Origin of the sequence: Streptomyces sp. NPDC127177 (assembly GCF_042672475.1) — a bacterium.
Classification (GTDB): Bacteria; Actinomycetota; Actinomycetes; order Streptomycetales; family Streptomycetaceae; genus Streptomyces.
This window is the reverse complement of sequence record NZ_JBHXUW010000003.1, coordinates 116,484-129,728: the sequence shown is the minus strand read 5'-3', so window position 1 is coordinate 129,728 and position 13,245 is coordinate 116,484. Positions and strand designations below refer to the sequence as shown.

Sequence of the window (13,245 nt, the reverse complement as noted above, 5' to 3'; positions counted from 1 at the left end):
ACGCACAACCGCTTCGATTTTACGGTCCGTTCGAAGTTACGGGCGGTATTCGGGATTTCGAACAGTGAGGGCGGGGCATGGGACGACCTGGCCTGAATCGCAGGCAACTGATCACGGGGCTGGGCGGGGCGGCCGTCGCCGGCAGCTTCGGCTTCGCGGCGCTGGGAACCGGTGCGGACGCCCTCGCGTCGAGCGCCGACACCCGGGTCCGTTACTGGAACCTCTTCAGCGGCGGCGACGGCTACAACATGATCGCGATGCTGGACGCCTTCCGCCGGGCCGAACCCGGCATCGAGGTGAAGGACTCGACGCTCCAGTGGGGCAGCCCCTACTACACCAAGCTCGCCATGTCCGCCTCGGGCAGCCGCGCCCCCGACCTCGGCGTCATGCACCTGGGACGGGTACCGGGCTTCGCACCGGGGCGGCTCCTCGACCCCTGGGACGTGGACCTGCTCGCCGAGTACGGCGTCCACGAACAGGACTTCGACCCGGCGCTGTGGAAGCGCGCGGTCATCGACGGCAGGCTGTACGCGCTCCCGCTCGACGTGCACGCCCAACTGTCCTTCTACCGCAAGGACGTCCTCGGGAAGGCCGGCCTCCTCGGCGACGACGGCCTCATCGTGCCGGTCACCTCGACCGATGAGTGGTTCGACGCCCTGAAAGCCGCAAGGAAGGTCACCGGCAAGGGACTTCAGACCGTCGGTATCCACGCCAACGACCAGAACTTCGCCTGGTGGTTCTTCGTCGCCTTCTACGCGCAGCTCGGCGGCGCGTACTTCGACGCGTCGATGACGGACGTCGTCCTCGACGAGGACAAGGCCACCGAGGTCCTGGAGTTCCTGCGCCGGCACGTCACCGACGGGTACGCCACCGCGGGTGCGGCGGACGGCGAACAGTTCATGAACGGCTCGCCGTTCGTCTGGGAGGGCAACTGGTCCGTGCCCGTCTACTCGGGGGCGAAGATCGAGTACGGTGCCACCCCGCTGCCCCCGGTCTTCGGCAGGCAGGCCACCCACTGCGAGTCGCACTCCTTCGTCCTGCCCCACCAGTCGGACCGGGGCGGCCCCGCCGACGAGGGCGCGCACCGGCTCGCCGCGTACGTCGTCAAGAACGCCCTGGCCTGGGCGGCCGGCGGCCACATACCCGCCTACAAGCCGACGCTGGGCTCCGACGCGTACAAGAGACTCACGCCGCAGAACGAGTACGTCTCGGCCATGACCCACCAGGCGACCGAGCCGAAGACCTGGTTCTCCGGTTCCACCGGCACGCTCGCCACCCGCATCGGACCCGTCATCGCCTCCTCCAACCTCGGCTCCACGAAGCCGGCCACGGCCGCCCGCCGCATGAAGAGCGTGCTGGAACAACTCCTGGCCATGAAGAACCCGATGGACGGCCGAACCGCCGCCGAGGGAGGTGCCGCATGACGGCGACCGGCGCCGGGGCCGTCCTCGCACCCGCCCGGCGGCCGGCCCGCACCACCGACGCACCGGACACGGACGGCTTCCGCGCCCGCGCCGGCCGCCGGCTCCAGCACGGCGGCTGGTTCGTCGCGCCCTTCCTCGTCCTGTTCGCGCTGTTCGTGATCTGGCCGGTCCTGCGGGGCGCGTACCTGAGCTTCACCGACGCCAACGTCTCCGGCGCCGGCGCGCGCTTCGTCGGCTGGGACAACTACCGCGAGGCGTTCCACGACCCGCTCATGTGGGACTCACTCGGCCACAGCGCCTACTTCACGCTCCTGGTCGTGCCCTGCATCACCGTCATCGCCTTCCTGATGGCGATGCTCGCCCACCACATCGAACGCGCGAAGTGGCTGTGGCGGCTCTGCTTCTTCGCCCCGTTCCTGCTGCCGTCGACGGTCGCGGGCAACCTCTGGCAGTGGCTGTTCAACCCCGGCACGGGCATGGTGAATCACGTCCTCGGGACCGACACACCCTGGCTCACGGACAAGTCCACCGCCATGCTCGCCGTCGTCATCACCACCCTGTGGTGGACCGTCGGCTTCAGCTTCCTGCTCTACCTCGCCGCCCTCCAGGGCATCCCGCACCACCTGTACGAGGCCGCCGAACTGGACGGCGCGAACGCCTGGCACCGCATGGTGCACATCACGCTGCCGATGCTGCGCAACATCACCGGGCTCGTCATCGCCCTCCAGATCCTGGCCTCGCTCCAGGTCTTCGACCAGGCCGTCGTCATCAACGACTTCGGCCCGGGGCCCGAGGAATCGACCCGCACCTTCGTCCAGTACACCCTCGAAGAGGGCTTCACCAGCTACCGCGTGGGCTACGCGTCCGCGATCTCCATCATCTTCTTCGTGATCATCGCCGCGGTCGCCCTCGGGCGCATGTGGCTGCTGCGCAAGCGTGAGGAGGGCGTCCGATGACCGATACGCATCCCCGGGCCGCGACCGGCCGGGTCCGCAAACCCTGGACGGTGAGCCAGATCGTCCTGACCGCCGTCGGCGTCGCCGTCTCCGCGGTGTGGACGGCCCCACTGGTCTGGGCCCTGTTCACCTCCCTCAAGTCGGAGACCGAGGCCGTCGCGGTGCCGCCGCACTGGCTGCCGGAGGTATGGACGGCCCAGGCGTGGAAGGCGATCTTCGAGACGGGCAACATCACCAACTGGTTCGTGAACTCGTTCGTCGTCTCGGTCTGCGTCACGGCCGTCGTGGTGCTCGTCGGCGCGCTCGCCGGATACGGTTTCGCCCGCACCGAGTTCCGCGGCAAGAGCGCCCTGATGGGCCTCGTGATGGCCGGGCTGATGGTCTCGCCCGCGGTGCTCGGCGTCCCGCTGTTCAGCACCGTCCAGTCGATGGGGATGGTCGACACCTACTGGGGCATGATCCTGCCCCAGTGCGCGCCCGCCGCGATGGTCTACATCCTCTACAAGTTCTTCCAGGGCATCCCGAGGGAGCTGGAGGAGGCCGCGTTCATCGACGGCGCCGGCCGCTGGCGGGTGTTCCTCACCATCATCGTGCCGCTGTCCCGCCCCTCGCTCTCCGCGGTCGGCATCTTCACCTTCATCGCGTCCTGGAACAACTTCCTCTGGCCGTACATGGTGACCAACAACCCCGACCTGATGACCATGCCGAACGGCATCGCGACCGTCATGAACTCCTACGGCATCCAGTGGGCCCAGCTCATGGCCGGGGGACTGATGGCCGGGCTGCCGCTCATCATCGTCTTCGTCTTCTTCCAGCGGCAGATCATCAGCGGCGTCGCCCACACCGGCCTGGCCGGCCAGTGACACCGGCGCCCCGCCAGAACCCGACACCCGATGACCGCACCACCGAACACAGCGAGGAAGCCATGACCCGCACCGCGCGCTTCACCCTCGACCCGGCGTTCACCGTCGGCGACGTCGACCCCCGCCTCTTCGGATCGTTCGTGGAGCACCTCGGCCGCTGCGTCTACGACGGGATGTACGAGCCCGGCCACCCGGCGGCCGACGAGGCGGGCCTGCGTACCGACGTGCTGGACCTGATCCGCGAACTCGGCGTCACCGCCATCCGCTACCCCGGCGGGAACTTCGTCTCCGGCTACCGCTGGGAGGACGGCGTGGGCCCGGTCGACGAACGCCCGCGCCGCCTCGACCTGGCCTGGCGCTCCACCGAGACGAACCGGTTCGGCCTCTCCGAGTACATCGCCCTCCTCAGGAAGATCGGCCCGCAGGCCGAACCGATGATGGCCGTGAACCTCGGTACCCGGGGCGTCCAGGAGGCCATCGAGCTCCAGGAGTACGCCAACCACCCGGCCGGCACGGAACTCTCCGACCGCCGGATCGCGCACGGCGACAAGGATCCCTTCGGGATCAGGCTCTGGTGCCTGGGCAACGAGATGGACGGGCCCTGGCAGACCGGCCACAAGACCGCCGAGGAGTACGGCCGGATCGCAGCCGAGACCGCGCGAGCCATGCGGCAGATCGACCCGTCCGTCGAACTCGTCGCCTGCGGCTCCTCCGGCCGTTCCATGCCCACCTTCGCCGCGTGGGAGGCGACGGTGCTCGCCGAGACCTACGACCTCGTCGACTACGTCTCGCTGCACGCCTACTACGAGGAACACGACGGCGACCGCGACTCGTTCCTGGCGTCCGCCGTGGACATGGAGTCCTTCATCGAGAGCGTCGTCGCCACCTGCGACCACGTCGGAGCCCGGCTGAAGTCCACGAAGAAGATCAACCTCTCCTTCGACGAGTGGAACGTCTGGTACATGACGCGCAGTCAGCAGGAGGCCGAGGAGAACCCCCTGGACTGGCCCGAGGCGCCGCGTCTGCTGGAGGACAACTACTCGGTCACCGACGCCGTCGTCCTCGGCACCCTGCTCATCGCCCTGCTGCGGCACGCCGACCGGGTGACCGTGGCCTGCCTGGCCCAACTGGTCAACGTGATCGCCCCGATCATGACCGAACCCGGCGGACCGGCCTGGCGGCAGACCACCTTCTTCCCGTTCGCCCAGGCCGCCCGGTACGGCAGGGGCCAGGTGCTGGACGTACGGGTGGACTCGCCCACCTACTCGACGGCCAGGCACGGCGAGACGGATCTGCTGCACGCCACCGCCGTCCGCGATCCGGAGACCGGCGCGGTCACCGTCTTCGCGGTCAACCGGGGCCAGGACGCGGCCCTTCCGCTCGAAGTGGCCCTGCAAGGCTTCGAGCTGACGGCGGTGGAGGAGCACCAGGTCCTCGCCGACACGGATCCGGACGCCCGCAACACGCTCGCCGAGCCCGAGCGGGTCGCCCCGCACCCGGCCGCCGAGGGCACCACGCTCGACGCCGGAGTGCTCAGGGCCACGCTTGAGCCGATGTCCTGGAACGTGATCCGGCTCGGCTGAACGCGACGGGGGAGCGGGCCCGTCGGCGGCCGGGCGCCCGCTCCCGGCTCACCGGTGCGGGCGGCCCCCGCTCCCGCACGTACGCTGACCGCATGCGTGACGCGGCAGCGGGATTCGGCTATTTGATCAACGGGCAGCGCTGGGTGGCCCGGCACGGGCGGTGGTTCGGCATCGGACTGGTCCCCGGCCTCATCACCCTCGTGGTGTACGCGGGCGCCCTGGTCGGCCTCGGCTACGGGGCCGACGACCTGGCGTCCTGGGCGACCCCCTTCGCCGACGACTGGTCATCACCCTGGCTCGGCCTGCTCCGCAACACCCTGACCGTGCTGGTCTTCGCCCTCGGCCTGTTCCTGGCCGTGATCACGTTCACCGCGGTGACGCTGCTGGTGGGGCAGCCCTTCTACGAATCGCTCTCCGAGGAGGTCGACCGGGCCGAGGGCGGCGACGTCCCGGAGTCGGGGCTGCCGTTCTGGCGGGAGCTGTGGATCTCCGCCCGCGACAGCGTCCGCATCCTGGTGCGCGTCGCCCTGTACGCCGTCCTGCTCTTCGCCCTCGGCTTCGTCCCGGTCGCCGGCCAGACCGTCGTCCCGCTGATCGGCTTCTGCGTCACCGGCTACTTCCTCGCCGAGGAACTCACCGCCGTCGCGCTCCAGCGCCGCGGCATGGTGCTGAAGGACCGGCTCGTCCTGCTGCGCGGCCGCCGTCCGCTGATCCTCGGCTTCGGCGTACCCCTGGGTCTCGCCTTCCTCGTCCCGTTCGTCGCCGTCTTCCTGATGCCGGGGGCCGTCGCCGGGGCGACCCTGCTGGCACGCGACCTGGTGGGGGCGGACGACGACGCGCAGGACGGGCGGCACGAGGACGTCAACGGCTGAGGCGGGCGCGGGCCGTACGCCTCAGCCCGCGTCGTCCTCGTCCGCGTCGGCGGCCGGTGCGGTGCCCTGTTCCCCGTCGGGACGCAACAGCCGCAGGAAGTCCTGGAACGCCGCCGGCATGTCCACCGTGTCCGGGTCGAGCAGCCACTGGTACTGCAGCCCGTCCATCGCCGCGACCAGCAGCGGGGCCGCGCGCTCCGGGGTGAGACCGCCCGGCAGCCGCTCGCCGAACTCGGCGCGCAGCATCGCCGCCATGCTCGCCCGGACCTGTGTGTAGCGGCGGGTGAAGAACTCCCTGGCGGGGTGCTCCTCCGTGACGCTCTCGCCGAGCAGCGCGGAGAAGGTCTGGACGACACCGGGGCGCATCGCGTTGTACTCGACGAGTGAGCCGAGCAGATCGGTCCGCCAGCCGCCGTCGCTGCGTGGACCGCCGCCGGTGTCCCACTGGTCGCGCTCCTCCAGGACGGCGACGAGCATCGCCTCCTTGGTGGGGAAGTAGTGCAGCAGGCCCTGCTGGCTCAGGCCCACCCGCTCGGCCACCGCGCCCAGTGTGGCGCCGCGGTAGCCGCGCTCGGCGATCACCTCCAGAGTGGCGCGGAGAATCTCCGCCCGCCGCTCCGCGCTCCTGGCCCGCACCATCGCCCCGGCCCCTTTCGGTGCTTCTCCGGTCCCTCTTCAGGACCGTACGCCATGGCCTTGTGTTACGTATCCATAACGAATCCTACCGTTCTACCGATGACGGGTCACTATGGAGACATCCGGCAGACGATCCCGACGAGGAGGCACGGCCGTGGCAGACGCGTCCGCACCCATTCACCCCGAAGCGGCCCGCGAGGCCGCGTCCGAAGCGGCCCTGGCCGCGCTCGGGCTCGACGACAAGGCCCGGCTGCTGGCCGGGCAGGACATGTGGTCGCTGCCCGCCCTCCCCGCCGTCGGGCTCCGCTCGCTGGTCATGTCGGACGGCCCGATCGGGGTGCGGGGCGTCAGCTGGAGCGCCGACGACCCGTCGGTCGCACTGCCCTCGCCCACCGCCCTCGCCGCGACCTGGGACCCCTCCCTGGCCCGCCGCGCCGGACACCTCCTCGCGCAGGAGGCACGCCGCAAGGGGGTGCACGTGCTCCTCGCGCCGACCGTCAACCTGCACCGGTCCCCGCTGGGCGGACGCCACTTCGAGGCGTACAGCGAGGACCCGTACCTCACCGGCGAGATCGGCACCGGCTATGTGCGCGGTGTGCAGGACGGCGGAGTCGGCACGACGGTCAAGCACTTCGTCGCCAACGACGCCGAGACCGAGCGCTTCACCGTCGACAACATCGTCGCCCCGCGCGCCCTGCGCGAGCTCTACCTCGCCCCCTTCGAGCGGATCGTCGCCAACGCCCACCCATGGGGCATCATGGCCGCCTACAACCGGGTCAACGGCTCCACCATGACCGAGCACCGCTACCTCCAGAACGAGGTGCTGCGCGGCGAATGGGGATTCGACGGCTTCGTCGTCTCCGACTGGCTGGCCGCCCGTGCCACCGTCGCCGCCGTCACAGGCGGCCTCGACGTCGCGATGCCGGGGCCGAAGACGGTGTACGGGCCGGCTCTCGCCGCCGCGGTGCGGGCCGGTGAGGTCGATGAGTCCGCCGTGGACACCGCGGTGCTCAACGTGCTGCGGCTGGCCGCCCGCACCGGCGCGCTGGACGGCGCCCCGCCGGTGGTCGCCGAGGCCGACCGCCCGGCCCCGGTCGACGGCGACGCGCTGGCCCGCGAGATCGCCCGCCGCTCCTTCGTGCTGGTGCGCAACGAACGCGCCGCACTCCCCATCGACCCGTCCGCCGTCCGCAAGGTCGCACTCAGCGGCGCCCTCGCCCGCGACGCCCGGGTGCTCGGCGGCGGCTCCGCGCAGGTCTTCCCGCACCACGTCGTCTCCCCGCTCGACGGCCTCCTCGCAGCCCTCCCCGAGGATGTGCTCGACTACCGCACGGGCGCCGACCCGAACAACGAACTCGCCCCGGCCGAAAAGGGGTTCACGCTGAAAGCGGTCTGCTACGACGCCACGGGCGCGGTCATCGGATCAGCCCCGCTGCCCACCGGAACCGTCCAGTGGATCGGCACCGACCTGCCCGCCGGAGTGACCCACGAGACCCTGCACCACGTCGGGATCACCGGCACCTTCGTCCCCCGCGACAGCGGCGAGCACGTCTTCGGCACCCGCGGCACCGGAGCGCTCACCCTCACCGTCGGGGGCACCACGCTCTACGACGGCGTACACCGGATCAGCGGCTCCGCCGATCCCGGCGAGGCGTTCTTCGGCACGCCCCAGGAACGCGGCCGCGTCACGCTCACCGCGGGCGAACCCGTCGAGGTCTCGCTCGGGCAGATCCCCGAGACCCCCGGCGCCGACTCGCCGATCACCGGCGTCTCGTTCTCGCTCTGCCACCTCGGCCCGCGCCGGGACCCGGACGAGCTGATCGGCGAGGCCGTCGAGGCGGCCCGCGCCGCCGACACCGCGATCGTCGTCGTCGGCACCACCGAACGCGTCGAGTCCGAGGGCTTCGACCGCACGGACCTGAGGCTCCCGGGACACCAGGACGAGCTGGTCCGGGCCGTCGCCGCCGTCAACCCGAACACCGTCGTGATCGTCAACTCCGGCTCCCCGGTGGAGCTCCCGTGGCGCGAGGAGGTCGCCGCGGTGCTGCTCAGCTGGTTCCCCGGCCAGGAGGGCGGCGCGGCGCTCGCCGACGTCCTGCTCGGCGCCGCCGAACCGGGCGGCCGCCTCCCCACCACCTGGCCCGCCCGCCTCGCCGACGCACCGGTCGCCAACACCACCCCCACCGGCGGCCAACTCCGCTACGACGAGGGCGTCTTCATCGGCTACCGGGCCTGGGAGAAGGCCGGTGCCGCACCCGCCTACCCCTTCGGCCACGGACTCGGCTACACGAGCTGGACGTACGAGACCCTGACCGCGACCACGGACGCCGCGACGGTCCGCGTCACCAACACGGGCACCCGGCCGGGCGCCGAGACCGTCCAGCTCTACGTGGCCCCGCAGGCCGACGAGGCCGAACGCCCCCGGCGCGTCCTGGCCGGCTTCACCCGCGTCGAGGCGTCCCCCGGACAGAGCGTCGAGGTGACGGTCCCGCTGGAGCGGCGCGCGTACGAGATCTGGGACCAGGAGGCGTACGGCTGGGCCGTCGTCCCCGGTACGTACGAGGTGCAGGCGGCCCGTTCACTGGGCGACGTACGGCTGACGGCGACCGTGCGGACCAAGGAGTAACGGGCCCCTTTGGCCCCCGGATACGGAGGAGCCCCGGAGCGGTCCCTGGCCCCGCCCCGGGGCTCCTCCCCGTACCGCCTCAGCGCACCGAGAAGCCGTACACCGTGGTCGACGCGTACTCCTGGCCCGGCCGCAGGACCGTGCTGGGGAACTCCGGACGGTTGGGGGAGTCCGGGAAGTGCTGCGTCTCCAGCGCGATCCCGGCGCACGGTCCGAACGGCTCCCCGTCGAAGTGGTCCGCCGTGTACAGCTGAAGACCCGGCTCCGTCGTCGTCACGGTCAGCACCCGCCCCGACACCTCGTCGTACAGTTCGGCCGCCGGGCCCGTCCCGTCCAGCACGAAGTTGTGGTCGTACTCCTTGGAGACCGGCCGGGGCTCCCGGAAGTCGAACCGCGTACCGTCCACCGGCAGGAACTCACCCGTCGGCAGCGACTCCGCGTCCGCCGGAGTGATCCGCCCGGCCGCGATCCGCAGCCGCTGCCCGAGCGCGCTGCCGCTCCCGGCGCCCGCCAGGTTCCAGTACGTGTGGTTGGTCAGGTTCAGCACGGTCGGCGCGTCCGTCGTCGCCCGGTACGCGATCCGCAGCGCCCCGCCGGCCTCCAGGGTGCAGGCCACCGAGAGCTCCAGCCGCCCCGGGAAACCCTCGTCGCCGTCCGCCGACACGAGGGACAGCTCCACCCCGTCCGCGATCTCCCGGGCGTCCCACACGCGCTTGTCGAAGCCCCGGGCCCCGCCGTGCACATGGTTACGGCCCTCGTTGCGCGTGATGTGGAGGGTCCGCCCGTCCAGCTCGAAGGACGCGCCGCCGATCCGGTTCGCGTACCGCCCGACCAGCGCGCCGAAGTAGGGGCCGGTGTACCGCAGGTACGAGGCGAGATCCGGCAGCCCGAGCGCCACCCCGGTGCGCACCCCGTCCCGGTCCGGCACCTCGACCGACTGCACGATGCCGCCGTACGTCAGCAGACGCACCCGCCTACCGTCGCGCTCCAGCGTCCAGCGGTGCACGGTCGTGCCGTCCGCGAGGGTGCCGAAGTCTTCCGTACGCGTCGCCGTGCCCGAACCCGTGTCCATGATCACGGACTCTAGTCCGGCCACCCCCTACGCGGGCGGGCGGGCCGCCGTGACATTGCGGTAGGCGATCTCTGCCAGCCGGGCCTGCCCGTTGCGCCCCGGATGGAACCAGTCCCACTGGCTGAGCTGCTTGCCGGTGAACCGGTAGTCGAAGACCGCCCCGCCGTCGTAACGGCAGCGGGTGTCCTTCACGCACACCTCACGCAGCACCTCGTTGTACGCCACCACCCGCTCCTGCACCGCCGAGCGCCGGGCCGCGGCCGACGCGCTCATGTCGTCAGCGTCGCCCAGCATCGACTTGCAGATCCCCAGCTTCCAGATCTGCTTGCCCAGCTGATTGCCGCGCCCCGTCGACCAGAGCCGCTTCAGATCGGGCACGCTCGACACATACACCTGCGTCTTCGGCGCCGCGCTGCGGAGCTGACGCATCGACGCCTCGAACGAGGCACGGAAATCGGCCACCGGCGTCATGGCCCGCACCGAGTCCCGGCAGGCGTCGTTCGCGCCGATCATCACCGTCACCAGATCCGGGTCCTCCTTTGCGGCCAGCGCCATCTGCTCCGGCAACCGGGCGATCCTGGCCCCCGTCTCCGCGTGGTTCCAGCTGTGGCCCGTCACGCCGGAGGCACCCAGCAACCGCACCGCGAGACTGCGCACGGTGCTGTCCGTCCCGGTCGACCACGACACCTCGGGACAGTCCGCCAGCACCGAGCAGGCGTCGAAACCGCGGGTGATGGAGTCCCCGACCGCCGCGACCGAATCCGGACTGCGGTTCCAGACCGGCCCGGCCGGCGCGGGGTGCTCCCCGGCCGCCGCACCCTTCGTCGTGCCGGCCGGACCGGAGTCGCATCCGGTCAGTGCGGCCGCACCGAGGAACGACAGCGCGGCCAGCACGGCCGGCACGGTGCGCGAGCGGTGTCGTACGGGCCGATCCGGCATTCCCTGGCCCCTCCCGTCCATTCGCCCATTCCATTCGTCTCGTCCGGTCCTTGCCCCCGGCACATCCGCTCGGCACCGGCAGGCGGGCCCCCGCGCTCCGCAGGGTGAATGCTGAACGAATCCTGGGCCCAGGTCCGACGGTACGTCACACCTGGGACGCCGCCGCACGGTAGCTTTTCCACGTCGAACCAGTGGCTCTTTCGGCCACCCGGCTCCACTCGGGTGGCTTCCGAACATCACATCACGTCACATACTGTCCCTTTTCCGGAGATTAACTCCCGATGCTGTTTACTGATGACAACCTCGGGAAGCGGCCGAGAAGAGGCGGTGCGGACGCGAGGCCGCTGGGGAAGGCGAACCTCGTCCCACACTGGAGGTCCCGGTGACGACACGTGGAGTCCTGTACGTTCACTCCGCACCGCGCGCGCTCTGCCCACATGTCGAATGGGCGGTGGCGGGTGTCCTCGGTGTGCGGGTCCAGCTCGACTGGATCAGACAGCCGGCCGCGCCCGGAACCTGGCGGTCCGAGTTCTCCTGGCAGGCCAGACCGGGCACGGCCTCGAAGCTCGCGTCCGCGCTGCGCGGCTGGGATCTGCTGCGGTTCGAGGTGACGGCAGAGCCGTCGCCGACGGCGGAGGGCGAGCGCTACAGCTCCACGCCCGAACTGGGCATCTTCCACGCCGTCACCGGCATGCACGGCGACATCCTGATCCCCGAGGACCGGTTGCGGGCCGCGTTGGCGCGGTCCGTCCGGGGGGAGTCCGACCTGGAGGCGGAGATCGCCAAACTCCTGGGCAAGCCGTGGGACGACGAACTGGAGTCGTTCCGCCACGCGGGCGAGGGTGCCCCGGTCCGCTGGCTCCACCAGGTGGTGTGACCCCTCCCGGGGCGGAGACCCCGAGGAGGCCCGCGGCATGCGAGAGGCCCGCCTCCCCACCACGGGGGACGCGGGCCTCAAGCGTGCGACGTCACACGCTGCGGAAGGCCAGCACCACGTTGTGCCCGCCGAACCCGAACGAGTTGTTGATGGCCGCGACCGGCCCCTCCGGCAGTGGCCGAGGGGCGTCGCGGACGATGTCCGCCTCGACCGCGTCGTCGAGGTTCTCGACGTTGATGGTCGGCGGAGCCATCCGGTGGTGCAGCGCCAGAACCGTCGCCACGGTCTCGATACCGCCCGCGCCACCGAGCAGATGACCCGTCATCGACTTCGTCGCGGAGATCGCGACGTGGTCCAGGTCGTCGCCCAGGATCTTGCGCAGGGCCTTCAGCTCCGCGACGTCCCCCTGCGGTGTGGACGTCGCGTGCGCGTTCAGGTGCACGACCTCGGACGGCTTGAGGTCCGTCTGGTCCAGCAGGTTCTGCATCGCCGCGGCGATACCGCGACCCGTCGGCTCGGGCTGCGCGATGTGGTGGGCGTCGGCGGACAGCCCCTGCCCCAGCACCTCGCAGTAGACCCGGGCGCCACGCGCGGCAGCGTGCTCAGCGGACTCCAGGACGACGACACCGGCACCCTCGCCGAGGACGAATCCGTCGCGGGCAGTGTCGTACGGGCGCGAGGCCTTCTCGGGCTCGTCGTTGCTCTTGGACATCGCCATCATGTTGGCGAACGCGGCGATCGGCAGCGGGTGGATCGCCGCCTCGGTGCCACCGGCGAGGACCACATCGGCACGGCCGGTGCGGATCATCTCGACGGCGTACCCGATCGCCTCGGCGCCCGACGCACAGGCGGAGACCGGGGTGTGGACGCCCGCCTGGGCGTTCACCTCGATACCGACGTTCGCGGCCGGGCCGTTGGGCATGAGCATGGGCACGGTGTGCGGGGAGACGCGGCGTACGCCCTTCTCCTTCAGCACGTCGTACTGGTCGAGCAAGGTGATCACGCCGCCGATACCGGAGGCGATGACCGAGCCCAGCCGCTCGGGCTGGATCTTCTCGTCCTCACCGGCCTTGCCGGTGAAGCCCGCGTCCGCCCACGCCTCACGAGCCGCGATCAGCGCGAACTGCGCCGAACGGTCCAGCTTGCGGGCGAGCGGGCGGGGCAGGACGTCGCCCGGGTCGACGGCCGCGAGGGCCGCGATCCGGACAGGCAGTTCGGCGAAACGTTCGCCCTCAAGAGGCTTGACGCCGGACCGGCCGGCCATCAGACCTTCCCAGGTCGATGCGGAATCGCCACCCAGCGGAGTGGTTGCGCCGATACCGGTGACGACCACGGTGCGATTGGTCGAGTTCACTGGAAAATCTTCTCCACGTGTAGAGGGTCGTGAATCAGCGGCG

11 protein-coding genes are annotated in these 13,245 nt (G+C 71.0%); 7 read left to right on the top strand and 4 right to left on the bottom strand.

Annotated features, from left to right (window positions below; translation table 11 throughout):
- The first annotated feature begins 77 nt into the window (after positions 1-77).
- The 5 genes from ACFVJX_RS04130 (at position 78) to ACFVJX_RS04110 (ending at position 5,698) form a co-directional block, all read left to right on the top strand.
- The gene (locus tag ACFVJX_RS04130; protein WP_384124178.1) at positions 78-1,424 is read left to right on the top strand and encodes an extracellular solute-binding protein; all 1,347 of its coding nucleotides are present in this window, start codon (positions 78-80) and stop codon (positions 1,422-1,424) included.
- Positions 1,421-2,380 carry a carbohydrate ABC transporter permease gene (locus tag ACFVJX_RS04125; protein ID WP_384124180.1) on the top strand — a complete coding sequence of 320 codons (960 nt, stop codon included), beginning with the start codon at positions 1,421-1,423 and terminating at the stop codon, positions 2,378-2,380. Before ACFVJX_RS04130 ends, ACFVJX_RS04125 begins: the two co-directional genes overlap by 4 nt.
- Complete coding sequence (locus tag ACFVJX_RS04120; protein WP_384124182.1) at positions 2,377-3,243, top strand: carbohydrate ABC transporter permease; 867 nt, start codon at positions 2,377-2,379, stop codon at positions 3,241-3,243. Before ACFVJX_RS04125 ends, ACFVJX_RS04120 begins: the two co-directional genes overlap by 4 nt.
- A gap of 62 nt (positions 3,244-3,305) precedes the next feature.
- On the top strand, positions 3,306-4,826 hold the full coding sequence (locus tag ACFVJX_RS04115; protein WP_384124184.1) for an alpha-N-arabinofuranosidase: 1,521 nt from the start codon (positions 3,306-3,308) through the stop codon (positions 4,824-4,826).
- A 92-nt stretch (positions 4,827-4,918) separates the two neighbouring features.
- Positions 4,919-5,698, top strand: a complete 780-nt coding sequence (locus ACFVJX_RS04110) for an EI24 domain-containing protein (protein WP_384124186.1) — start codon at positions 4,919-4,921, stop codon at positions 5,696-5,698.
- 21 nt (positions 5,699-5,719) lie between these two features.
- Here the strand turns inward: ACFVJX_RS04110 and ACFVJX_RS04105 are convergent, their stop codons facing one another.
- Entirely contained in the window at positions 5,720-6,337 is a 618-nt protein-coding gene (locus ACFVJX_RS04105; RefSeq protein WP_384124188.1) for a TetR/AcrR family transcriptional regulator, read from the bottom strand.
- Between the two features lie 151 nt (positions 6,338-6,488).
- On the opposite strand from ACFVJX_RS04105, the gene ACFVJX_RS04100 reads away from it, so the two are divergent.
- Entirely contained in the window at positions 6,489-8,960 is a 2,472-nt protein-coding gene (locus ACFVJX_RS04100; RefSeq protein ID WP_384124190.1) for a beta-glucosidase, read from the top strand.
- Between the two features lie 79 nt (positions 8,961-9,039).
- Here ACFVJX_RS04100 and ACFVJX_RS04095 read toward each other — a convergent pair whose 3' ends face one another.
- On the bottom strand, positions 9,040-10,032 hold the full coding sequence (locus ACFVJX_RS04095; RefSeq protein ID WP_384124192.1) for an aldose epimerase family protein: 993 nt from the start codon (positions 10,030-10,032) through the stop codon (positions 9,040-9,042).
- A 27-nt stretch (positions 10,033-10,059) separates the two neighbouring features.
- The gene (locus tag ACFVJX_RS04090; protein ID WP_384124194.1) at positions 10,060-10,971 is read right to left on the bottom strand and encodes an SGNH/GDSL hydrolase family protein; all 912 of its coding nucleotides are present in this window, start codon (positions 10,969-10,971) and stop codon (positions 10,060-10,062) included.
- Between the two features lie 382 nt (positions 10,972-11,353).
- Here ACFVJX_RS04090 and ACFVJX_RS04085 point away from each other — a divergent pair, with 382 nt between their 5' ends.
- A complete protein-coding gene (locus ACFVJX_RS04085) occupies positions 11,354-11,848 on the top strand; it encodes a DUF3145 domain-containing protein (protein WP_363072315.1) in 495 nt (164 codons plus the stop codon).
- 91 nt (positions 11,849-11,939) lie between these two features.
- Here the strand turns inward: ACFVJX_RS04085 and fabF are convergent, their stop codons facing one another.
- On the bottom strand, positions 11,940-13,202 hold the full coding sequence (gene fabF / locus ACFVJX_RS04080) for a beta-ketoacyl-ACP synthase II (protein WP_384124196.1): 1,263 nt from the start codon (positions 13,200-13,202) through the stop codon (positions 11,940-11,942).
- Positions 13,203-13,245: the final 43 nt, after the last annotated feature.